Source organism: Iodidimonas muriae (assembly GCF_014647255.1).
Lineage (GTDB): Bacteria > Pseudomonadota > Alphaproteobacteria > Sphingomonadales > Rhodothalassiaceae > Iodidimonas > Iodidimonas muriae.
In genome coordinates, this window is sequence record NZ_BMOV01000001.1 from 411,340 (window position 1) to 432,906 (window position 21,567).

The 21,567-nt window shown below is 53.6% G+C and carries 21 protein-coding genes and 1 tRNA gene; 10 read left to right on the plus strand and 12 right to left on the minus strand.

Annotated features, from left to right (window positions below; all coding sequences use genetic code 11):
* The first annotated feature begins 13 nt into the window (after positions 1–13).
* Together IEX96_RS14175 and IEX96_RS01705 are read left to right on the plus strand one after the other, a co-directional pair.
* Positions 14–148, plus strand: coding sequence for a hypothetical protein (locus IEX96_RS14175; protein WP_268238488.1), 135 nt, complete (start codon positions 14–16; stop codon positions 146–148).
* Between the two features lie 38 nt (positions 149–186).
* A complete protein-coding gene (locus IEX96_RS01705) occupies positions 187–1,164 on the plus strand; it encodes a glycerophosphodiester phosphodiesterase family protein (RefSeq protein ID WP_188873368.1) in 978 nt (325 codons plus the stop codon).
* Positions 1,165–1,166: 2 nt separating this feature from the next.
* Here the strand turns inward: IEX96_RS01705 and IEX96_RS01710 are convergent, their stop codons facing one another.
* On the minus strand, positions 1,167–1,853 hold the full coding sequence (locus IEX96_RS01710; protein WP_229773460.1) for a S24 family peptidase: 687 nt from the start codon (positions 1,851–1,853) through the stop codon (positions 1,167–1,169).
* A gap of 128 nt (positions 1,854–1,981) precedes the next feature.
* On the opposite strand from IEX96_RS01710, the gene IEX96_RS01715 reads away from it, so the two are divergent.
* Positions 1,982–2,389, plus strand: coding sequence for a hypothetical protein (locus IEX96_RS01715; protein ID WP_150006101.1), 408 nt, complete (start codon positions 1,982–1,984; stop codon positions 2,387–2,389).
* Positions 2,390–2,494: 105 nt separating this feature from the next.
* The gene (gp17, locus tag IEX96_RS01720; protein ID WP_150006102.1) at positions 2,495–2,992 is read left to right on the plus strand and encodes a tail completion protein gp17; all 498 of its coding nucleotides are present in this window, start codon (positions 2,495–2,497) and stop codon (positions 2,990–2,992) included.
* Between the two features lie 69 nt (positions 2,993–3,061).
* Here the strand turns inward: gp17 and IEX96_RS01725 are convergent, their stop codons facing one another.
* From IEX96_RS01725 to IEX96_RS01735, 3 genes are all read right to left on the minus strand, one after another.
* Positions 3,062–3,898 carry a DUF4389 domain-containing protein gene (locus tag IEX96_RS01725; protein ID WP_150006103.1) on the minus strand — a complete coding sequence of 279 codons (837 nt, stop codon included), beginning with the start codon at positions 3,896–3,898 and terminating at the stop codon, positions 3,062–3,064.
* 191 nt (positions 3,899–4,089) lie between these two features.
* On the minus strand, positions 4,090–5,817 hold the full coding sequence (locus IEX96_RS01730) for an EAL domain-containing protein (RefSeq protein WP_188873369.1): 1,728 nt from the start codon (positions 5,815–5,817) through the stop codon (positions 4,090–4,092).
* Between the two features lie 206 nt (positions 5,818–6,023).
* The gene (locus tag IEX96_RS01735) at positions 6,024–9,722 is read right to left on the minus strand and encodes a vitamin B12-dependent ribonucleotide reductase (protein WP_188873370.1); all 3,699 of its coding nucleotides are present in this window, start codon (positions 9,720–9,722) and stop codon (positions 6,024–6,026) included.
* 405 nt (positions 9,723–10,127) lie between these two features.
* Here IEX96_RS01735 and IEX96_RS01740 point away from each other — a divergent pair, with 405 nt between their 5' ends.
* The 3 genes from IEX96_RS01740 to IEX96_RS01750 all read left to right on the plus strand — a co-directional run bounded on the left by IEX96_RS01740 (position 10,128) and on the right by IEX96_RS01750 (position 11,534).
* The gene (locus IEX96_RS01740) at positions 10,128–10,505 is read left to right on the plus strand and encodes an NADH:ubiquinone oxidoreductase subunit NDUFA12 (protein WP_188873371.1); all 378 of its coding nucleotides are present in this window, start codon (positions 10,128–10,130) and stop codon (positions 10,503–10,505) included.
* Between the two features lie 104 nt (positions 10,506–10,609).
* Positions 10,610–11,068, plus strand: a complete 459-nt coding sequence (gene mlaD / locus IEX96_RS01745; RefSeq protein WP_150006105.1) for an outer membrane lipid asymmetry maintenance protein MlaD — start codon at positions 10,610–10,612, stop codon at positions 11,066–11,068.
* Positions 11,058–11,534: a DUF2155 domain-containing protein gene (locus IEX96_RS01750; protein ID WP_229773462.1), complete on the plus strand. Its 477-nt coding sequence runs from the start codon at positions 11,058–11,060 to the stop codon at positions 11,532–11,534. The genes mlaD and IEX96_RS01750 overlap by 11 nt, the downstream gene beginning before the upstream one ends.
* Here the strand turns inward: IEX96_RS01750 and aat are convergent.
* The 4 genes from aat to aroQ form a co-directional block, all read right to left on the minus strand.
* Complete coding sequence (gene aat, locus IEX96_RS01755; protein ID WP_188873372.1) at positions 11,471–12,121, minus strand: leucyl/phenylalanyl-tRNA--protein transferase; 651 nt, start codon at positions 12,119–12,121, stop codon at positions 11,471–11,473. The genes IEX96_RS01750 and aat overlap by 64 nt on opposite strands.
* A gap of 96 nt (positions 12,122–12,217) precedes the next feature.
* Positions 12,218–13,564, minus strand: a complete 1,347-nt coding sequence (accC, locus tag IEX96_RS01760) for an acetyl-CoA carboxylase biotin carboxylase subunit (RefSeq protein WP_150006106.1) — start codon at positions 13,562–13,564, stop codon at positions 12,218–12,220.
* A 14-nt stretch (positions 13,565–13,578) separates the two neighbouring features.
* Complete coding sequence (gene accB, locus IEX96_RS01765; protein WP_150006107.1) at positions 13,579–14,046, minus strand: acetyl-CoA carboxylase biotin carboxyl carrier protein; 468 nt, start codon at positions 14,044–14,046, stop codon at positions 13,579–13,581.
* A 7-nt stretch (positions 14,047–14,053) separates the two neighbouring features.
* Positions 14,054–14,503 carry a type II 3-dehydroquinate dehydratase gene (gene aroQ / locus IEX96_RS01770; RefSeq protein WP_150006108.1) on the minus strand — a complete coding sequence of 150 codons (450 nt, stop codon included), beginning with the start codon at positions 14,501–14,503 and terminating at the stop codon, positions 14,054–14,056.
* 194 nt (positions 14,504–14,697) lie between these two features.
* Between aroQ and thiS the strand changes: the two genes are divergently transcribed.
* Positions 14,698–15,696, plus strand: a complete 999-nt coding sequence (gene thiS / locus IEX96_RS01775; protein WP_373293733.1) for a sulfur carrier protein ThiS — start codon at positions 14,698–14,700, stop codon at positions 15,694–15,696.
* A gap of 79 nt (positions 15,697–15,775) precedes the next feature.
* On the opposite strand, the gene parE is transcribed toward thiS, so the two are convergent.
* Entirely contained in the window at positions 15,776–17,761 is a 1,986-nt protein-coding gene (gene parE / locus IEX96_RS01780) for a DNA topoisomerase IV subunit B (RefSeq protein WP_188873373.1), read from the minus strand.
* A gap of 182 nt (positions 17,762–17,943) precedes the next feature.
* Positions 17,944–18,378: a hypothetical protein gene (locus IEX96_RS01785; protein ID WP_188873374.1), complete on the minus strand. Its 435-nt coding sequence runs from the start codon at positions 18,376–18,378 to the stop codon at positions 17,944–17,946.
* 312 nt (positions 18,379–18,690) lie between these two features.
* Between IEX96_RS01785 and IEX96_RS01790 the strand changes: the two genes are divergently transcribed.
* Positions 18,691–18,954, plus strand: coding sequence for a hypothetical protein (locus IEX96_RS01790; protein ID WP_150006110.1), 264 nt, complete (start codon positions 18,691–18,693; stop codon positions 18,952–18,954).
* 319 nt (positions 18,955–19,273) lie between these two features.
* Here the strand turns inward: IEX96_RS01790 and glnA are convergent, their stop codons facing one another.
* Both glnA and IEX96_RS01800 read right to left on the minus strand, forming a co-directional pair.
* The gene (gene glnA, locus IEX96_RS01795) at positions 19,274–20,698 is read right to left on the minus strand and encodes a type I glutamate--ammonia ligase (protein ID WP_188873375.1); all 1,425 of its coding nucleotides are present in this window, start codon (positions 20,696–20,698) and stop codon (positions 19,274–19,276) included.
* A 75-nt stretch (positions 20,699–20,773) separates the two neighbouring features.
* Complete coding sequence (locus IEX96_RS01800; RefSeq protein WP_149999309.1) at positions 20,774–21,112, minus strand: P-II family nitrogen regulator; 339 nt, start codon at positions 21,110–21,112, stop codon at positions 20,774–20,776.
* 374 nt (positions 21,113–21,486) lie between these two features.
* Between IEX96_RS01800 and IEX96_RS01805 the strand changes: the two genes are divergently transcribed.
* Positions 21,487–21,564 (plus strand) — tRNA-His (locus IEX96_RS01805).
* Positions 21,565–21,567: the final 3 nt, after the last annotated feature.

A 21,567-nucleotide genomic window follows, 5' to 3' on the forward strand; every position in this document is an offset into this window, starting at 1 on the left:
GGGCGGCTCCTTCATGAACGCCACTGCATATAGCATTGCGGTTCTGGATGGCAAAGCGCAGGCCCCTCAAATTCCCGTGGGTGGTGTCTTTCCTCCGGTTGCCATATGGGCCATGATGGCGGTGGTTATCTTTAAAGGACTGGTATAGCGATGATCTTGCGTCTTTTTCTTATGGGGAGTTTGCTCATGACGGCTGCTCAGGCTTTTGCGTGGCCCTATCCCACACTTTCGGGGGATCGACCGATCGTTATCGCGCATCGCGGTGCCTCTGGATATCTGCCCGAACATACGCTTGAGGCCTACAGCCTTGCCATTGAATTGGGAGCCGATTTCATCGAGCCGGATCTGGTGTTGACCAAGGATGGCCAGTTGGTGGCACGGCATGATTATTATCTGTCGGGCAGCACCGATATTGCCGATCATCCCGAATTTGCCGACCGCAAGAAAACCATCGATGGCAGAGAAGACTGGTTTGTCGAGGACTTCACATTGGCAGAAATCAAAACCCTTCGCGCCAGGCAGGCCTTTCCGGGGCGCTCCACAGCATTTGATGGGCAATTTTCGATCCCCACTTTCGACGAAATCCTGTCGCTGGTGGCAGAGCATGAAGCGCAAGGCGGGCAACAAGTGGGGGTGTATCCCGAAACCAAACATCCGGATCATTATGCCTCATTGGGATTAGATTTCGTACCGCCGCTTTTGGAAGCGCTTGAACGCCATGGCTATCAAGACCGCGATGCGCCGCTATTTATTCAATCGTTTGAGCCGGGAATTCTGAAAAGATTGCGTGATGCAACGGACTTTCGGCTGATCATGCTGGTGTTCCCGAAAAACGAGATCGACCCCGCTGCCGATGCCCTGAGCCCATCGGTTTCTTTAGAGGAGGCCGCCCAATTTGCCGATGGGGTAGGGCCATCGAAAGCGCTGGTGCTCGATTCATCGGGGAAAGATACGGGCTTTGTTAAAAAAGCGCATGATCTGGGGCTGGCCGTTCATATCTGGACCATGCGTGATGACAGGCTTTCTGCACCCTTTCAATCGTCGCAAGATGAATATGCCCAGATTTTCAGGATCGGTGTTGATGGGGTATTCACGGATTTCACCCCCAGCGGTGTTTTATATCGGGGGCTGATTGCCGCCGGTACCAAGGATAAAGCCCCGTAATGTTATAGGCGGCGGCCAACCCAGATTACCCGGCCTAAAAGGTCGGTTCTCTGTGGGTCGCAATCGCTCCAGCTTTCATAAAGCGGATTATCGCTTTTGATGGTCAGCCGTCCGGTGATGGGATTAACAGACACCCGCTTCACCTGCAGGGCATCTTCCAGCCGCAGCACATAAATGGCATCGCGGTGCGGCTGGCGCTCGTCTTGATCCACCAGAATTTCATCGCCATCCGCCAGGGTGGGGTACATGGAATCCCCCTTTACCGTCAGCACGGACAAGCGGTCTGGCGGCGTAGGGGTGAGCGATTTTAGATGGTCGATGCGAAACGGCACTTCACCGCAGGGGCTATCATGATCGACGATGGAGCCATGGCCTGCGCTGGGGCGCACATCATAGCGATCAACAAATACCAGACTTTGGTGCTCTGCCTCGTAAAAACCGGAAGGCGGGGCAAGATCTTGCCGGGGGCCGCCCAATTCATGATCCGCCACATTGAAATAGTCGGCGATTTTTCGACGATCGGCTTCTTGTAACCGCTTGGGTTGCCCGCGGCGAATATATTGCTGGATGTAGGAATGGTTGCGGCCAATAAGCGCGGAAACAGAGGAATAGCTCTCGCCCGGTGTTTGGGCGATGAGCATGTCCAGCCGTTGGCGGGCCGCCAAATCTGCGTCAGTTCGATCCATCATATGGACAGCTTAATATATCAAAGCCAAATGAACAATAGGAAATATCCTCTTGTTTATCGGAAAAACCCGCCATAAGGTTATGCCTACTGATGGTAGTGTAAGCATTTCGCATTGCAAGGAGTGGGTTTGTGCAGAATTCCGTTTGTTCAGTCCGGTCTGGCTTGGGGGCTATTGAGCGATATCTGGGGGAATATGAGCGGCGACTCTTGTGGATGATGGAGCGGGATATCCGTCGCATACTTTCCTCAGGATATGGGACATCAGGGGATTTTTCTAACGATAAAATTAATGTAAATCATATAGATAAATCTATTTCTTTTGCGGTTTGCCAGATCGAAAGCCAGGAAAGAATCGCCTCTTTGATTAAAGCCTTCGAAGGAGATAAGGCGCGTTTGGATGCGGTGTTTTCACCGATCGCCCAAGGGGTTTCTTTTTCAAAAATTGACAGAAAATATCAAAAGAGAAATGGTTGGGCGCGCAAGCAATTAGGGCATGCTATGCGTGTTTATGCGTGTATGGAAAAACCTAAATCTTGACATTCGGGATAAATAATGTACCAATATGGATAAATCCGGATAGTGGATTTCCGCCGATGCCTCCCGCATCGGCTTTTTTTATTCATAATAGAGGGAGCAATCTGAATGACTGTGGATGCATCTTGGGGACTCCATCGGGCAATCCTTGCCGCTTTGAGGGAGGATAAGGCGGTTTTGTCATATGTTGGTGGGCCTGAAGCGATCGGCAAAGAAAGCCGCCGTCCCTGCGGTGACGGGCCTCAAGGGAAAAATGGTAAAAAGGTTTGTGGCCAAGGCGGCGAAAATGGGGGGCGGGAAAATGGCAGGAATGATCAGGCGCATACATCAATAAAATTGGGGGCAAGCAATACGGCCTGTTGGCATTCCGCAACATTCGATGGTCAGGAACACACACTGACTTTGGATCTTGAAACACCAAAGGGGGATATGGCCATTCGGCAGATGGCGGCGGCGGTGATTGAGCGGTTACACGATGCGGATCTGCTGATCCCCGGCCATGCTCTGATCGAACTGCAGTTTGAATGTTCGGAAACCCATGCGCCCGATGTTCAGGGGATTACCCATTGCCGTATGTTTTTCAAGGCATTGACGGTTAGTGATTAAAGGATACGCATGGTGTTGCGTGATGGGGCTGTGAGGCCGGGCATCCAGCCGACCTCACAGTCTTATGCTTTAAAACGGGTGATATTTCTTGTCGCCGTCCGGGGTGTCGTCCTCATCCCGTGCTGGCGCTGGTGTTTCAGCAACTTTCGGAAGGTCGCTGAAGGGAAAGGGCAGGTCGGTGGCGTCGGTTCTTCCTGACATATAGCCAAGAATTTGCGCCAGATAGGCGGAGATTTGGGCCATGAATCCGACCAGTTGCGGATGCTCTTTCCCCCTGATGGCGATCATTATAAATTGTGCTGCCCCAACGACCCATGAAACGACCAGCAAGACATAAGACACAAAGGAAAAGGCCAGCAGCGCAAGCAGCCGCCATACCAGATCCAGCGCTTTATCTTGACGCTCTGTCCGGTCCGTATCTTCGTCCCACTGTGCTTGTTGTTCTTTTGTCTTGTTGTCCGATGGGGTGTCTTTGGGTTTTTCATCGGAGCGTGGCCGGCTTTTTGCGGAGGCCGTCTGTGCTGAAACGGACTCATGCTGGCTCTTTGCTGCGGTTTTTTTCGCGGCGGGTTTGGCCTTTGTCGCCGCAGCCTTTGCTGTGGTCTTTTTGGCGGCAGGCTTTGCCTTTGTTGTTGCAGCTTTTGTTGTGGTCTTTTTGGCGGCAGGTTTTGCCTTTGTCGTCGTAGCCTTTGCCTTTGCGGTGGCCTTTTTTGCGGCAGGCTTTGGTTTGGATGCGGCGCCTGTATCCGTGCCCGTTTCCGTTTTGGCGGTCTTTGGTTTCGAGGATTGTACGGCCTTATCAGCCTGAGCAGAAGGCGAGGCAGAGGACGGTGTTCCAGAGTCGTTTGGCGAATTGGCGGCTTCCGGCGTTTTTGACGTTTTCGGCGTTTCTGGGGTGTCGACCATCGCGTGTCTCCCTTTTGTTCCGACTGGCAGTTCGTATGGGGCCAAATCCCCAAGGACAAGCCTATAGGATATGTCGGAGAGAGGGCACCTGCAATCAAGTCCCTGGAAAATGACCGCGATAATCATTTTCCAGAGCAGGTGAGGGGTTTCTCATTGTGCTTTTATGCCAGATGATCCCGCGCCGGCCCGTCTTATTTGAGGGAGGCTTTCAAATGAGCCGTGGCTTCTTCCTTGGGAAGCGGGCGGGAGAACAGGAAGCCTTGCCCGTAACGGCAGCCCAGAGAACGCATCATCATATGCTGTTCGCTATTTTCAATCCCTTCAGCGACCACAGACATTTTCAGCGTATCGGCAAGCATGGTGATGATGCGGATAATCTTTGCCGACTGATCGTCGCGATCCACACGTCCCACAAAGGATCGGTCGATCTTGATGCAATCAATGGGAAAGTTATTAAGATAGTTGAGAGAGGAATAGCCCGTTCCGAAATCATCCAATGCCAGTGTGGGGCCAAGGCGTTTGATGGCGTGCAGACACTCTGCCGCGCCATCGGGATCAGCCACCAAGGCGCTTTCGGTAAGCTCCAGCCGTAAATTGCGCCCCTGAATGCCGGTTTCTTTAAGGCATTGGGCAACGGTCGCGGGGATGTCGTCTTGCAAGAATTGTACGGCCGACATGTTCACATTGACGAACAGATCTTTCGTGCCCGCAAAGGATGATTGCCACGCACGCAACTGGCGGCATGATTCCAACATGGCCCAACGCCCCAAAGGCAAAATCAATCCGGTGTCTTCCGCCAATGGAATGAAGTCCACCGGTGAAACAAAACCGCGCTCGGGGTGATGCCAACGGGTGAGGGCCTCAAAAGCGATGGTGCGGCCTTGTTCCAGATCGATGATCGGTTGATAGAATAATTCCAGCTCTTCATTTTCAATGGCTTTGCGCAGGTCGGTTTCCAGCTGGATTTGTCCGGTGCGAACGATATGGGTATCGCGGGCAAAGACTTCGGTGCGCGACCGCCCCAGATTTTTGGACCGATGCATGGAAATATCTGCATCGCGGATCATATTCTCCGGATGCATATGGCTGGTTTGAGTGGTGGAAATACCAATGCTTACAGACATATAGGCTTCGGAATCACTCACCATGCGGGGCGCTTCCATCATTTGATGAATACGTGCGGCCAATCCGGTTGCATCGTCCAGTCCGCTAATATCATCGATCAGGATGGCAAATTCGTCCCCATTGAATCGTGCCAGAATATCCGTACCGCGCAGGCACCCGCGCAAGGAATTGGCAAGATCGATCAAAAAAGCATCACCGGCCGGATGGCCAAAGCTTTCATTGATCAATTGGAACCGATTCACGTTGAGCATGAGAACGGCACAAGCGCGGTTTTCTTCCCCATGGCAACGGGCCACCGCTTCTTCCAGCCGATTGAGAAAATGGCTGCGATTGGGGAGTCCCGTCAGGCCATCATGCAAGGCGTGATGTAGCAGATTGGCTCCCGCACGCTTTTCTGCGGTTCTGTCGGCCAAGGTGCACATCACCCGCGGTGATTGCCCACATGCTGTTTCCAAGGGCGTGATTTCACAGGCAAAATTCCGGGTCTGCCCGTTAAACTCCAGATCCCATTCATAATGCACAGGGCGTTGGGTTTTGACGGCCCGGTGAAACTCGCTCAATAACGGTTCTCCGAACTCCAGAACGGAAACATCGTCAAGGCACCAATCGCGAATCGATGTGTCGGTGATCATCAACAGGCTTTTGGCCTGCTCATTGGCGATAAGGATCGGATTACCCCGCCGTTCGTCAATTTCACAGACCACAACACCAAGAGACAAATGGCCTAAAAGGGCATAGGGGTCGATATCAGAGCCGATATCAGGCGTTTCCGGATCGCGATTTATCCTGAGCATGGATTCTGCCATAGTTGAAGTCCCGATTCTTCAGGATGCTCTTTAAATGACGACTCATTGAGCATCTTCTGAAAGCAGTCTGGCGTGCTCGTCTAAAGATTTTCTAAATCTTGACCTAAAGATGTCTCTGGCTGGATCAAAAAAAAGGGAGGCCGCAATGGCCTCCCTTGAAACTGTATCATTTTGAAGCAAAAGGGCTTCAGGATTTAGGAACAGCCGCTGGTGCCGCCGCAGGTGTTGCATTTCAGGCATGTGCCATTCCGGACCAATGTGAAGTTGCCACACTCGCCGCAAGAATCGCCTTCATATCCCTTCATCCGCGCTTCTGCCTGACGGGAGATGGTTGCGGATTGGGCGCTTGCTGTTGTTTTGGTGCTTGTGCTGGTGATGGTCACCGTATCGGTCGCGCTTGCGACAGGGGCCGCGGATTCTGTTCCCGTTGCGCGGGATTCAACCACATCAGTCCGGGTGGTTTTCTGCTTGTTTGTATTCAGCACATAAAGATTCGAGCGCACATAACCGGTGGAGGCGAGCCCAAGAACTTTATCTAGTGCGGCAGAGGCTTGCGATGCCGCTTCGGTGCCTTCTTGGGGCAGCTTTTCGGAGATACCCTCGCCAAGGGTATCATGGCGCATATCATCCGGTTCCACATGGGCCAGATCATTGCGACCAAGATAGGATACTGCCAGTTCGCGGAAGAGATAGTCCAGAATAGAGGTGGACATTTTGATGGCGTCATTGCCTTCCACCCGGCCAAAAGGCTCAAAGCGGGTGAAGGTGAAGGCATCGACGAATTCTTCCAAAGGCACGCCATATTGCAAGCCGATGGAAATGGCGATGGCAAAATTGTTCATCAAGGACCGGAAGGCGGCCCCTTCCTTGTGCATATCGATGAAGATTTCGCCAACGGTTCCATCATCATATTCGCCGGTGCGCAAATACACCTTATGGCCGCCGACAATGGCTTTCTGTGTATAGCCTTTGCGGCGCTGGGGCAGTTTCTTGCGCGATTTTGGCGCTTCTTTTTCAATGATGCGTTCAACGATTCGTTCGGCAACGATCTGTGCCTTTTCGCCCACGGCTACACTGTCATCGGCAAGATCTTCGATATCTTCATCAGAGAGCAAAGAGCCGGACAATGGTTGGGAGAGCTTCGAGCCATCCCGATAGAGCGCATTGGCTTTCAGTCCCAAAGACCAGCTCAGTTCATAGGCCCGCTTACATTCTTCAACCGATGCCAGATTGGGCATATTGATGGTTTTGGAAATGGCGCCGGAAATAAAGGGCTGGGCCACGGCCATCATGCGGATATGGCTTTCCCAAGAGAGAGAGCGCTTGCCGATTCGTCCGCATGGATTGGCGCAATCAAAGACGGACAGATGCTCTTTGCGCAGATGCGGTGCGCCTTCCAGAGTCATGGCACCGCAGACATAGAGATTGGCTTCTTCCACAGCCTGACGGCTGAATCCCAGTTCTTTGAGCATATCGAAGGAGATATCTTCAAGCTGGGCATCGCTAAAGCCAAGAACGTCTTTGCAAAATTCGTCGCCCAGCGTCCAGCGATTGAACACGAAACGAATATCGAAGCAGCTTTTCAGGCCATCTTCCAAGGCATCGATCTGCGCCTGGGCAAAATTGCGGGATTTCAAGGTTTCATGATTGATATGGGGGGCGCCATCCAGTGTACCGTGGCCCACCGCATAGTCGATCATGTCGTGCACTTCTTGCGGTGCGTAACCCAAAACCTCCAGCGATTGCGGCACGATGCGGTTGATGATCTTGAAATAGCCGCCGCCTGCCAGTTTCTTGAATTTGACCAGCGCGAAATCCGGCTCGATGCCCGTGGTATCGCAATCCATCACCAGCCCGATTGTGCCGGTGGGGGCGATCACGGTGGATTGCGCATTGCGGTAGCCGTGCATTTCACCCAGTTCGATGGCGCGATCCCAAGCGGCGGTGGCAGCCGCGACCAATGCCTGATCCTGGCAACATTCCACATCCAAAGGCACCGGTTTGGTGGCCAGGCCTTCATAGCCATCATGTTCGCCATAAGCGGCGCGGCGGTGGTTGCGCATCACCCGCAGCATATGCTCCGCATTGTCTGCATAGCCGGGGAAGGGACCAAGCTCGGATGCGATCTCGGCAGAGGTGGCATAGGAGGTGCCGGTCATCAAGGCCGATATGGCGCCGCACAATGCGCGGCCTTCATCGCTGTCATAAGACAGACCCAAAGACATCAGCAGGCCGCCGATATTGGCATAGCCAAGGCCCAAAGTGCGGTAGCGATAGCTCAGCTCGGCAATGCGCGGCGACGGGAATTGTGCCATCAGCACGGAAATTTCCAGCGCCAATGTCCATAGGCGCACGGCATGTTCAAAGTTTTCCACCTCGAAATCGCCATTTTCGCTGCGGAACTGCAACAGATTGAGCGATGCCAGATTGCAGGCGGTGTCATCGAGGAACATATATTCCGAGCAGGGATTGGAGGCGCGGATTTCCCCCGATGCCGGGCATGTGTGCCAATCATTGATGGTGCTGTGGAACTGAATCCCCGGATCGGCGCAGGACCAGGCCGCATAGGCCACCTGATCCCAAAGCTCACCGGCATTCACGGTTTTCGCAATAGAGCCATCGGTGCGGCGGGTCAAAGACCAGTCGCTGCCTTCCTTGGCGGCTTTCATGAATGCATCGGTAACGCGGATGGAATTATTGGAATTCTGCCCCGAAACCGTGACATAGGCTTCCGAATCCCAATCCGTATTATAGGCTTGGAAATCCAGCCGCCGATAGCCTTGGCGGGCGAATTGAATAACCCGCTGCACATAATTTTCCGGTATCATCACCTTGCGGGCAGCCAGAACTTCGCGCTTCAGATCAGGGTTTTTCTTTGGTTCGAATGCATCGTCATCCAAGCTTTCCCGCGCCGAATGGCACGCATCCATGATGCGGTTTAGATGCATCTCGCACAGCTTGGACCCGGAGACGAGAGCTGCAACCTTCTGTTCTTCTTGCACCTTCCAGCTGATGAAGGATTCGATATCGGGATGGTCTACATCCACAACCACCATTTTGGCGGCGCGTCTTGTGGTGCCGCCGGATTTGATGGCTCCGGCCGCGCGGTCACCGATTTTCAGAAAGCTCATCAGGCCCGAAGATTGCCCGCCACCGGACAGGGATTCTTTCGCACCGCGAATATTCGAGAAATTTGTTCCGGTGCCGGAGCCATATTTGAACAGGCGCGCTTCCCGGGTCCATAAATCCATGATGCCGCCATCATTCACCAGATCGTCGGATACGCTCTGGATGAAGCAGGCATGGGGCTGCGGATGTTCATAGGCGCTGTTGGACCGCACAAGATCGCCGGTTTCGAAATCCACATAGAAATGCCCTTGGCCGGGGCTGTCGATTCCATAGGCCCAATGCAGGCCGGTATTGAACCATTGCGGGGAATTGGGCGCGGCCATCTGGCGGGCCAGCATATAGCGCATTTCATCATAAAAGATCTGGGCATCTTCTTCCTGATCGAAATAGCCGCCTTTATAGCCCCAATAGGTCCATGTGCCGGCCAAACGGTCAAAGACCTGTTTGGAGCTGGTTTCAGATCCAAAGCGCTTGGCTTTGGGAAGTGCTTCCAGTGCTTTTTCATCGGCAACTTTGCGCCATAGCCAGCTTGGAATGGTCGATTCTTCCACGGCCTTCAAAGCCGCGGGCACGCCCGCTTTACGAAAATATTTCTGCGCAATGATGTCTGTGGCCACTTGTGACCAAGAGCGCGGCACTTCCACATCGGTCATATGGAAAACGGTGGTGCCGTCAGGATTGCGAATCTCTGAGGTGGCCATGCGAAACTCGATGTCCGCATAGGGGGAAACCCCCGCTTTCGTAAAACGACGCTCAAAACGCATGACTTTCCCCTTAGCCTTGGATAGACGCTGTTATTTCTTTACAGGATTCGCGGCTTACAGCCCTTACAGCCATATATATGGCCATGTCGGCGCGAACAAACACCAAGTCTAGTCCTTTTGAGGGGTATCGCAAGCCTCGTTTTTGAATCAATGACGTTGACAAATGAAGGACATCACGATCCATTTCTCCCGACTCTGTGATCTATAAGGCTTTGCCCGCAGATTGCGGTTTCACGGGGGGAGCCGGGCGTTGAAAATGTTCGTGCTCGCGCAGCTTTGAGCGGCTTTTCTTTTTTGTCTGTGGCAGGATGCGAACTGCATCTGGACCTTTGGCTTTGAACTTGCCATAGTCCCGGCGCTTTCGGGCGGCATAATGGGCCGCGCAAAAAGGGATATGTCCGGTCAATGAGTGTGTTTAGCAAAATTTTCACCTGGTGGAACGGAGCCACAATGGGCACGTCGCTGTTCACCGCGCGTCACGGTAAACGCGTTGGCGAAGATGAGCAGGGCAATGTCTATTATCTTGCCAAGGACGGCAAACGTCGCTGGGTTATTTATAATGGCGTGGCCGATGCCTCCCGGGTGCCGCCGCAATGGCATCGCTGGCTGCATCGCACCACCGATGATCTTCCCGAAGAACAGGCCATTACGCCCAAGCCTTGGGAAAAGCCGCATCTGCCTAATCTGACAGGAACGCAAGAGGCATACCGCCCTGCGGGTAGCCTTCATTCGGGCGGAAAGCGGCCTGCGGCCACCGGTGATTATGAGGCATGGACTCCCTGATCAAGGGAGACGCTATGTGATCTGATGAAATATGCCTCCGGCTTTGATTTGTTATCATGAAACGATCATAGCCGGAGTGATGCTGAAGAAAGATGGAGAACCCCGTGGGTGGAAACTTGGTTGAGTCGCTGATCGGTGCCGTTGTGTTGGTGGTGGCGTCTGTGTTCCTTTATGTGGCTTATTCAACGACAGGCGTTGGTGGCGGTGATGGTTATCCTTTGGAAGCGCGGTTTGATCGTGTGGGCGGCCTGTCCATGGGGGCGGATGTGCGCATGTCTGGCATCAAGATCGGCACGGTGACCGAGCAGCGGCTGGACCCGGAAAGCTTTCAGGCCGTTATCCGCTTTACGGTGGATAAATCCCTGTCTTTGCCGACCGACAGCTTTGCCAAGATCACTTCGGATGGTCTTTTGGGCGATACCTATGTGGATGTGCAGCCCGGTGGCGTGCCAGACTATCTTCAACCCGGTGATGAAGTGGCTTTCACCCAGGGTCCGATTGATCTGTTCGGGCTGATTTCCAAGGCAGTATATAGTGGCGATGCGGGAAGCAGTGAGGAATAAGCCCCGGCATTTCCCGACACGCCTTTTCCAGAAGGTGGGGCTTTTATTCTGCGTGGCAGGTGGCGCGGTGGTGGCCCCTGCCTTTTCTGTGGCGCAGGATTGGCGCGATGTTCCTTCCACAACAACCGCCAAAGGTCCCACAGAAAATACCATTACCATTGCCCGTGCCCTTGATAAGGTGACAGCCCGCATTACGGAACTGGAGCTGCCGCAAGATCAGGAAGTGCAATTTGGCAGTCTGCTAATTACCGCGCGGCATTGCCAATCGCGCCCGCCGGAAGAGCCGCCGGAAACCTTTGCGTTTCTTGAAATAGAAGAACAGCATGATCAGGAACGGCGGCGGTTGTTTACCGGATGGATGCTGGCCTCCAGCCCTGGCCTGCATGCCCTTGAACATCCTGTTTATGATGTTTGGGTGATCGCTTGTAAAACGTCCGAGCCGATCAGTCCTTCGGGCATGGAATAAAAATCCCCCTTCACGCCAAGCGCCTTTTTCAGCATCTGCTGATAGGTTTCGCGCGGGATTTCTTGCGCACCGAACTGTTCCAGATGCTCGGTTACAAATTGCGTATCCAATAAACGGTAACCGCCCCATTTCAGGCGTGCTACCAGATGGACAGTGGCAACTTTGCTGGCGTCGGTTTCAAAGTGAAACATGCTTTCGCCAAAAAAGGCTCCGGCCAAATCCACCCCGTAAAGCCCGCCCACAAGGACGCCATCGCGCCAACATTCCACGCTATGGGCGGCCCCAAGATCGTGTAACTGGCTGTATGTGGACAGGATTTCTTCATTGATCCACGTATTTTCCCGCCCCGGGGCAGGTTGGGCGCAGGCTTCCATGACCTGACGGAAAGCGGTGTTGATCCGAATCTGAAAACGATCTTGGCGTATGGTTTTGCGCAAACGCTTCGGAATGTGAAAGCCATCAAGAGGCAAGATGCCGCGCTGTTCCGGGTCGATCCAGAATACATCGGGGCTGTTGCTATGATCGGCCATGGGGAACAGGCCGCAGGCATAGGCACGAAGGAGAATGTCTGGCGTTAGACGTGACATTTTCGCCTCATTATCGCACAGCCCATAACAGGCTGTGCGGGGATATTTGGATGGTCAAAGTCGATTCTCTCGCAAACATCAGGGTTTTGCAAAAGATCAAGCGTTGCGCTCCTTCAAAAACTTTTCAAGCCAATGGATGGTGTAATCGCCTTTTTGGAAATCAGGCTCGTCCATCAGAATTTTGTGCAGTGGAATCGAGGTGTTGATGCCGCCAATCACATATTCATCCAAAGCACGGCGTAGGCGCATCAGGCAATCTTCACGGCTTTCCCCATGGACGATCAACTTGGCAATCAGGCTGTCATAATAAGGGGGAACCCGATAACCCGTATAAAGCGCCGAATCGACCCGCACGCTCAGGCCGCCCGGTGCATGATAATCGCAGACAGTGCCGGGCGATGGCGCAAAGGTCATCGGGTCTTCCGCATTGATTCGACATTCAATGGCATGGCCATGCAGACGGATTTCTTCCTGGGTGAAACGCAAGGGCTCGCCCATTGCCACCCGGATTTGTTCGCGCACCAGATCAATGCCCGAGATCATTTCCGTGACTGGATGCTCCACCTGCAAACGGGTGTTCATCTCGATGAAATAAAAGCCGCCATCTTCATATAAAAACTCGATGGTTCCCGCACCGCGATATTTCAGCTTGGAAAGCGCGTTAACGCAGCGTGCGCCGATGTCCATGCGTTGGGCTTCGGTAATGATGGGCGAGGGCGCTTCTTCCAGAACCTTTTGGTGGCGGCGCTGCAAGGAACAGTCACGCTCTCCCAAATGAATGACGCGTCCTTGGCCATCGCCCAGAATTTGAACTTCGATATGGCGCGGTTTTCCCAGATATTTTTCCAGATAGACCGCATTGTCGCCAAAGGCAGCCTTGGCTTCCGTGCGGGCTGAAGACAAAGCGTGAGACAGATCTTCCCGGCTATGGGCCACTTTCATGCCGCGACCGCCGCCGCCTGCCGCCGCTTTTACGATCACCGGATAGCCGATGGATTGTGCCACCTCGAATGCGGTGTCGTCATCGGTGATGCCGCCTTCAGAGCCGGGAACCACCGGAACACCAAGGCGTTTCATGGTGTCCTTGGCGGTGATTTTATCACCCATGGTGCGAATATGCTCCGGTGTCGGGCCGATGAATGTGAGATTATGTTCCTCGACAATATCAGCGAATCGGGCATTTTCCGACAAGAAGCCATAGCCGGGATGAATGGCTTCGGCACCGGTGATTTCCGCCGCTGCAATGATGGCCGGAATATTGAGATAGCTGTCCGCCGATGGAGGAGGGCCAATACACACCGATTCATCCGCCAAACGCACATGCATGGCCTCGGCATCGGCGGTGGAATGGACCGCAACGGTGCGGATGCCCATTTCCTGACAGGCACGATGAATTCGTAAGGCGATTTCACCGCGATTGGCGATCAGTATTTTTTGAAACATTGTCTGTGCCACCGTTATTCAATGATTACCAGTGGCTCGCCATATTCAATGGGTTGCGCATCGGAGACCAATATGCGCGTCACAGTACCAGAACGGGGCGCCGCAATGGGGTTCATTACCTTCATGGCCTCTACGATCAATAAAGTATCGCCTTCCGCTACGCTGTCGCCGGCCTTCACGAAGGTCGGGGCACCGGGTTCCGGAGCCAGATAAACGGTCCCCACCATGGGGGAGGGCACGGCACCGGGATGCTCGGCAGGGCCTTGGCTGGGTGCGGCGGCTGCCGGTGCTGCGGCAACAGGGGCCGCTGCAGGTGCGGGAGCCGGATGCGCCGGGGCGGCACTCACATGATGGACCTGTGCTTGGCGTGCAACGCGGATGCGCACATCCTCGTCTTCAACTTCGATTTCGCTCAGGCTTGATGTTTCAAGGAGTTCGGCCAGTTCCCGGATTAGATCCTTGGTGTCCTTCAATTTGGACATATGTGCGTCATCCTTCTTCTTGTTTGAAAAGCTGTGCTGCAAGCGCTTGGGCAGCGAGAAGATAGCCGGTGGTTCCCAGCCCGGTGATCACACCGGCGGCCACACGGCTGATGGTGGAATGGGCGCGAAATGCCTCGCGCGCAAAAATATTTGATAGATGGACTTCAATCACCGGTTTTTCCAAAGCGGAGACTGCATCGGCCAGTGATACCGAATTATGGGTCAATCCGCCGGGATTGAGAATCACCGCATCGGCTTCATCGCGGGCTTCGTGCAGCCAATCGATCAGGTCGCCTTCATGGTTGCTTTGCCGTAATTCAAAGCTGATCCCGTTGTCTTTTCCCCAAGCCACAAGGCTTGCTTCCACATCGGCTAAGGTTTCAGAGCCATAAATATCAGGCTCCCTTACGCCGAGAAGATTGAGATTGGGACCGTTCAGAACAAGGATATGTGGCATTCAATTTCGACCCTGAGCCTGTGTGCAACGCAACAAAACGGCACCCTCCATCTTGTGGCTGCTTGCCTGTATAAAGACTTCTGCCACGGCAGAAAAGTGTTAGCAGCGAATTATGGAACAAAGCGATCTTGCCCGTTGCCTGAATGGTGACTATCACTTGAAACCACGGCTTTCAAATTTTGGGTGTATGCGTGATTACTGTTTCGATCAATGGCGAAAACCGCTCTTTCAATGCGCCTTTGACGGCACGTGGGCTTCTTGACGCTCTGTCGTTGGACCCACGCAAGGTGGCGTTGGAGCGCAATCGTGAAATTGTTCCCAAATCAATGTTCGACGATACACACATCGTCGATGGTGACCAATTGGAAATCGTTCATTTTGTCGGTGGCGGACAGCAGAGCGCAGTTTCGGAAGGATATAGAGTGACCGATCCCTTGCAGATTGCAGGAAAAACTTATGGTTCACGTTTGATCGTTGGGACCGGAAAATATCGTGATTTTGAACAAACGGCCGAGGCCGTAGCGGCCTCCGGGGCGGAAATCGTCACGGTCGCGGTGCGGCGGGTCAATGTGTCCGATCCCGGCCAGCCCATGCTTACGGATTATCTTGATCCCAAATCCATCACCTATCTGCCCAATACCGCCGGGTGCTTTACGGCCGATGATGCTTTGCGCACCTTGCGGCTGGCCCGTGAAGCCGGGGGCTGGGATCTGGTGAAACTTGAAGTTCTGGGTGATAAGGCAACACTTTATCCCGATATGCGTGAAACCTTGAAAGCGGCCGAAGTGCTGATCAGCGAAGGCTTCAAGGTGATGGTTTATACCAGCGATGATCCTTTGTTTGCCCGCGAGCTCAATGATATGGGCTGTGTGGCCATCATGCCTTTGGGGGCTCCTATCGGATCGGGATTGGGTATTCAAAATCCGGTCAATATCCGCCTGATCGTTGAACAATCCACCGTTCCGGTTTTGGTGGATGCAGGCGTGGGCACCGCATCGGATGCGGCCATTGCCATGGAATTGGGCTGTGATGGTGTGTTGATGAATACCGCCATTGCCGAAGCAAAAGATCCGGTGCGCATGGCCCGTGCCATGAAACATGCGGTGGAGGCGGGGCGCCATGCCTATCTTGCGGGGCGGATGCCGAAAAAGCGCTATGCAGACCCGTCCAGTCCGCTGGCGGGCTTGATTTAATCGAGAGTATTCAAGATGGTGCGGTGTTCCCGGGCCATCTTGAGGCTGAACTTTTCGGCTTCGAGGCGATTGGGGCGCGTTAAACGTCCAACGCTTCCTCGTCTACAAATTCCGCATGTTCTTGAATGAAGGCGAAGCGCTCTTCGGGGCGTTTGCCCATCAGCTTGCCAACAAGGCTGGCTGTGGCCTGAAAGTTTTCGCCCGGTTGCGGCAGGGTAACCCGCAATAATGACCGGCTGGCGCGAGCCATGGTGGTGTCGCGCAATTGGGCAGGCGGCATTTCGCCAAGACCTTTAAAACGTGAAACTTCAACCTTGCTCTTGCCCGCATAAACCGTGGCCATGAGCTCATCCTTATGGGCATCATCGCGGGCATAATGCACCACACCGCCCTTTGCCAGCCGATAAAGCGGCGGCTGCGCCAGATAAAGCCGTCCATCGCGCACCATTTGCGGCATTTCCTGGAAAAAGAATGTCATCAGCAATGTTGCGATATGCGCACCATCCACATCGGCATCGCACATGATGATCACTTTTTCATAGCGCAGGGCTTCCGGATTATAATGTTCCCGAACGCCGCAGCCCAAGGCCAGTGTCAGATCCTGCACTTCCTGATTGGCGGCGATTTTTTGTGCCGTGGCACTGGCCACATTCAATATCTTGCCACGAATGGGCAAAACGGCTTGTGTTTTGCGGTCGCGGGCTTGTTTGGCAGAGCCACCGGCGCTGTCGCCCTCGACGATATAAATCTCGGTGCCTTCCGCGGAATCCTGTGAGCAATCGGTAAGCTTGCCCGGCAGCCGCAAGCGCCGCTTCGAGGTGTAAGAAGCGCGTTTGACCTCACGTTCAGCGCGGCGACGCAGGCGCTCATCCATCCGTTCAATGGCCCAGCCCAAAAGGCTTTGTCCGCGCTCGGGCGATTCCACCAACCAATGATCGAATTCGTCGCGGATGGCATTTTCCACAAGGCGCTGCGCTTCCTGCGTTGAAAGCTTGTCTTTGGTCTGGCCTTGAAACTGCGGGTTTTTGATGAAGACGGACAGCATCGCGGCGGAAGAGGCGAAGACATCATCCGCCACAAGCTGGGCCGCGCGTTTGTTGCCTGTCATTTCCCCATAAGCCCGCATGCCCTTCAATAGCGCCATGCGCAGCCCGCTTTCATGGGTGCCGCCTTGGGGGGTGGGGACGGTGTTGCAATAGGTAGACAACATGCCTTCGCCAAATTCCGGCCAGCCCACAGCCCATTCCACTTTCCCTGCTTTTTCGGGGAATGAGGCGACCCCCGCAAAGAGGGTTTCGGTTGCCATTGTGCGGGTTTTCAGGCTTTCCGACAGGAAATCTGCCAAGCCGCCGGGGAAATGCAGCGTGTCTTCTTGTGGCGTATCATCGCCTTTATGGGCCAAAGCCTCGGTACAGCGCCAACGGATTTCCACACCACGAAACAGATAGGCCTTGGAACGCGCCAGACGATAGACACGGGCGGCTTTCAGAGCTGCTTTTTCGCCAAAAATTTCCGGGTCCGGCAGGAAGGTGATTTTGGTGCCGCGTCTGTTTTGCACAGGCCCAAGACATTCCAGCGGCCCTTGTGCATATCCGCGAGAATAGCTTTGCCGATAAAGGGTCCGGTCGCGGGCCACTTCAATATCCATTTGCACCGACAAGGCATTCACCACCGAAATTCCGACGCCGTGCAGCCCGCCAGACGTGGCATAGGCCCCTTCTTTGAATTTTCCGCCCGAATGTAATGTGGTGAGAATCACCTCCAAAGCGGATTTGGGGGCATATTTCGGGTGCTCGTCTACCGGAATCCCGCGGCCGTTATCGCTGATGGTGATGCTGCCATCATCGGCCATATCCACTTCGATCCGGCTGGCATGGCCTGCAACGGCTTCATCCATGGAATTGTCGAGTACTTCGGCCACCAGATGATGCAAGGCCCGTTCATCGGTGCCGCCGATATACATGCCCGGCCTTTGGCGAACCGGCTCCAGCCCTTCCAGAACCTCGATGTCTTGCGCCGAATAGTCGGATTTTGTGTGCGATACATCCTGAAACAGGTCAGCCATGGAGTCGGAGTCTTTCTTTGTCGTGTCAAAAAAGAGGAAACTGGTGAGCCAATATAGGGGAAATGGGGGGAGGGATGGCAACACTATCTTGCAACGGCAAAACACAAGACAGCCTATCAGCCGGTTAAAATGGGCGCAGGAGCAGAAAAAGTAATGCGATTACAGTTCGTTATATAGCCGACTTAATCAAACAGAGCGTCGATGTCGGCCTGGCTTGCAGCTTCGGTGGTGTCTGCACTTGGGTCTTTTTCCGATATGGCGCTGGACATATGGTTGAGGTCTTCATCCATATGGGTCTTGCCGTGGATCACCCCGTTAAGAGCGGAAAGAAGCATTCGCATGTCCGACAGATAGGCATCGAGACGATAGGATAGCGCCTCTTGGTCGCCCACAAGCGCTGTAATATCGGCCACCGCATCCAGAATGAGCGTGTTGAGCCTTTGTGTCAGATTGTCGAACAGGGTGCGGCTTGGTTCAGGCGCATTCTCATAAGCCTCTATGGCCAATGCCTTATCGGCAAATCCGCTATCGGCGAAATGTTTTTGATAGGTTTTGGGTGACCAGTCGGCACAGTCTTCCAACATGTCCAGCATATCAGGTACCATCTCAAGAAGCATTACCACTTCATTGAAATGATTAAGATAATCCGTTGCCAGAAATGATTTTTCATTGATGTTTGCCGCGGTCAGGCGGGGTTTCAACGCTGCTTGGCGCGCTGTCAAAGGCCGGGCATGGGGGGCCGAGTCGGATATTTTTAGAGCGTTTATCATTGAAACAGACCGTAATAGTCTTGCCTTTCCTTTTTCTTAACAACACTTCAACTCCTTGTGCTGTGGGCGTGTTTTTTGAGGCCAAATTTTGGCTTTCCTTTGTCACAAATCTTAATGTGGAATTGTGCTAAGCTTTGTGCTCAGGAATGGAGTTCTGTAATGCTTCAAATATCAGGCTTGGCACGTGCGTTTGGATTAAAGCGGCCCATATCCCTTTCAGGCGAACGGCATCGGGTTGATGTGGGTGACAGCTTTATCGAAAGTGGAAACTGGGAAAATATCTGGGTTGTCGAGCGAATCGTTCAGCCCCGGGGCGTGGGATTTCCGCATGTGGTGATCCGTCATCATCGTGAGAAAAGCGAGCGCCGTCTTGTATCGCGCTCCACGCTTCTCGATCCCGACCGCTTTTCTCCCTGTATGTGACAAAATGCTCTTCACGCTGCCAATGTACCTTGCATAAAGCGCGTTTTCTTGTGCTATGCAGCGTATGGTAAGCCATGAAAATTGCATGATAAAAAAAGCATATAAAATGGAATTTTTGCATTGCAATAATTGGTGATGCAGTGCAATATGATTTTGGCCTCTCCGGAGGCTATCCTCCCCAAAGGATCCTACTTTAGCCGGAAGTCCCCAGTGGATTTCCGGCCTTTTTTTATGCAAATTCCCGATCTCTTTTAAGGGCATAAAAATCGCCCCGCACCAGAAGTGCGAGGCGTCTTGATGGATTGTGGCAAAAGCAAATTTACGAGCTGTAATACATATCGAACTCGATGGGGTGCGGGCTGAGTTCAAACCGCGTGACCTCCTCGAATTTCAGATGCACATAAGCGTCAATCTGGTCTTGGCTGAACACATCGCCTTTTTTCAGGAAATCACTATCCGATTGCAGGGCCTCCAGTGCTTCGCGCAAGGATCGGGCAACTGTAGGCACGCCTGTCAGCTCTTCGGGTGGCAAGGCGTAAAGGTCCTTGTCCATGGCATCGCCGGGGTGAATACGGTTTTCGATACCGTCCAGACCGGCCATCAACATGGCGGAAAAAGCCAGATAGGGATTGGCAGTGGCATCGGGGAAACGCACCTCGACCCGTTTGCCCTTGGGGCTTGACACATAAGGGATACGGCAAGAAGCGGAGCGGTTGCGCGCCGAATAGGCCAGCAGAACCGGAGCTTCGAAGCCGGGGGTCAGGCGCTTGTAGCTGTTGGTGGAAGGGTTTGTGAACGCATTGATCGCCTTGGCATGTTTGATAATGCCGCCGATATAATAAAGGGCTGTATCCGACAGATCCGCATAGCCCGATCCTGCGAACAAAGGCTTGCCGTCCTTCCAGATGGATTGATGCACATGCATGCCCGATCCATTGTCATCTTTCACCGGCTTGGGCATGAAAGTGGCGGTTTTGCCGTAGGAATGGGCGACCTGGTGCACCACATATTTATAAAGCTGGATCTTGTCGGCCATTTCGGTGAGCTTACCAAAGGTGATGCCCAATTCGTGCTGGCTGGCGCCCACTTCATGGTGATGTTTGTCCATGCTGACGCCCATTTCGCGCAAAATGGTAACCATTTCGCCGCGCAGATCGAAGGCGGAATCCACCGGTGCCACAGGGAAATATCCACCCTTCACACGGGGGCGGTGGCCCATATTGCCTTCGGGATAAATTTTGTCGGAATTATAAGGGCCTTCGATATCATCAAGCTGATACATGGCACCGGAATAATCCACCTTGAAGCGCACATCGTCGAACACGAAGAATTCCGGTTCCGGCCCGATATAGACCGTATCGCCGATTCCGGTGAATTTCAGATATTCTTCGGCCCGTTTTGCTGTGGAACGCGGATCGCGGCCATAGGGTTGCCCGGTGGAAGGCTCCAGAATATCGCAATAAACCACCGCTGTGCCTTGGGCCGTAAAGGGATCGGTGGTGACATAGCTCAGATCCGGCTTCAAAATCATGTCGGATTCGTTGATGGCTTTCCAGCCGGCAATGGATGACCCATCGAACATCAGGCCTTCTTCCAAAGTGTCTTCATCCATGAAGGAAGAATCCATGGTCAGATGTTGCCATTTTCCGCGCGGATCGGTGAAGCGCAGATCAATCCATGTGAGGTCCTCGTCTTTGCAGATCTGCAAGAGTTCGGTGGCGGACAGGTCAGAATAATTCGACATAATCTTTCTCTGCTTTTGATCCCGGGAGGGGAGTGGTCGGGTCGGGTGAATTGAAAAGAACGGGTTGTTTGCTGCCTAGATGGCGTCTGGCCCGGTTTCGCCGGTGCGAATACGGATGGCATCCTCGATGGCGGTGACGAAAATCTTGCCGTCACCGATCCGGCCAGTATGCGCGGCGTTCTGGATGGCTTCCACAGCGGCTTCCAGCTTGGCATCGTCGATCACGATTTCCAGCTTCACCTTGGGCACAAAATCAACCACATATTCTGCGCCTCGATAAAGCTCTGTGTGGCCTTTTTGGCGACCAAAGCCGCGTGCTTCTATCACTGTGATACCGGAAACCCCCACCTCGTGCAGGGCTTCTTTCACTTCATCGAGCTTGAACGGCTTTATGATCGCTTCGATCTTTTTCATCTGTCATTCCGGTCGATTTCTTTCAGGGTTTGGCAAATATCCGACATATGTCCGAAAAGCCCTGATCTGTTGGTTCGCGTGCGGCTGGCAAGATTTCTGGACAGTGCGCCGTATGTGCCTCTCAAAAAGCCTCGCCAAGCTACCCATGAAAGAGATAGCAGGTTCCGTGCCAAATCGGGACATTCCCGGAAAACAAGGCTTTTGGGGCCGCTTGAAAAAGATGCGCGGCCAATTTGCACGCTATTTTTGCATAAAAATAATGCAGCTGCACATGATTTAAGCAGCATAGTGGTTTGTGCTGATTGAAAAAGGGAATTTTGGCTGCTTGACGCGCCAATTATTCCTCGTTAATACGAGCGCCTTCCATGCCGATGGCGGGCGTAGCTCAATTTGGTTAGAGCACCTGGTTGTGGTCCAGGAGGTTGCGGGTTCAAGTCCCGTCGCTCGCCCCACCA

Coding starts and splice junctions, on each gene's coding strand:
- aat (WP_188873372.1), bottom strand. CDS start 12,121: ATGTCACGTCTAACGCCAGACATTCTCCTTCGTGCCTATGCCTGCGGC.
- IEX96_RS01725 (WP_150006103.1), bottom strand. CDS start 3,898: ATGGTCGACACCCCAGAAACGCCGAAAACGTCAAAAACGCCGGAAGCC.
- IEX96_RS14175 (WP_268238488.1), top strand. CDS start 14: ATGAACGCCACTGCATATAGCATTGCGGTTCTGGATGGCAAAGCGCAG.
- gp17 (WP_150006102.1), top strand. CDS start 2,495: ATGACTGTGGATGCATCTTGGGGACTCCATCGGGCAATCCTTGCCGCT.
- IEX96_RS01705 (WP_188873368.1), top strand. CDS start 187: ATGACGGCTGCTCAGGCTTTTGCGTGGCCCTATCCCACACTTTCGGGG.
- IEX96_RS01800 (WP_149999309.1), bottom strand. CDS start 21,112: ATGAAAAAGATCGAAGCGATCATAAAGCCGTTCAAGCTCGATGAAGTG.
- IEX96_RS01710 (WP_229773460.1), bottom strand. CDS start 1,853: ATGATGGATCGAACTGACGCAGATTTGGCGGCCCGCCAACGGCTGGAC.
- parE (WP_188873373.1), bottom strand. CDS start 17,761: ATGGCTGACCTGTTTCAGGATGTATCGCACACAAAATCCGACTATTCG.
- IEX96_RS01730 (WP_188873369.1), bottom strand. CDS start 5,817: ATGCTCAGGATAAATCGCGATCCGGAAACGCCTGATATCGGCTCTGAT.
- IEX96_RS01785 (WP_188873374.1), bottom strand. CDS start 18,378: ATGCTTCTTGAGATGGTACCTGATATGCTGGACATGTTGGAAGACTGT.
- glnA (WP_188873375.1), bottom strand. CDS start 20,698: ATGTCGAATTATTCTGACCTGTCCGCCACCGAACTCTTGCAGATCTGC.
- accC (WP_150006106.1), bottom strand. CDS start 13,564: ATGTTTCAAAAAATACTGATCGCCAATCGCGGTGAAATCGCCTTACGA.
- IEX96_RS01735 (WP_188873370.1), bottom strand. CDS start 9,722: ATGCGTTTTGAGCGTCGTTTTACGAAAGCGGGGGTTTCCCCCTATGCG.
- accB (WP_150006107.1), bottom strand. CDS start 14,046: ATGTCCAAATTGAAGGACACCAAGGATCTAATCCGGGAACTGGCCGAA.
- IEX96_RS01740 (WP_188873371.1), top strand. CDS start 10,128: ATGAGTGTGTTTAGCAAAATTTTCACCTGGTGGAACGGAGCCACAATG.
- IEX96_RS01790 (WP_150006110.1), top strand. CDS start 18,691: ATGCTTCAAATATCAGGCTTGGCACGTGCGTTTGGATTAAAGCGGCCC.
- aroQ (WP_150006108.1), bottom strand. CDS start 14,503: ATGCCACATATCCTTGTTCTGAACGGTCCCAATCTCAATCTTCTCGGC.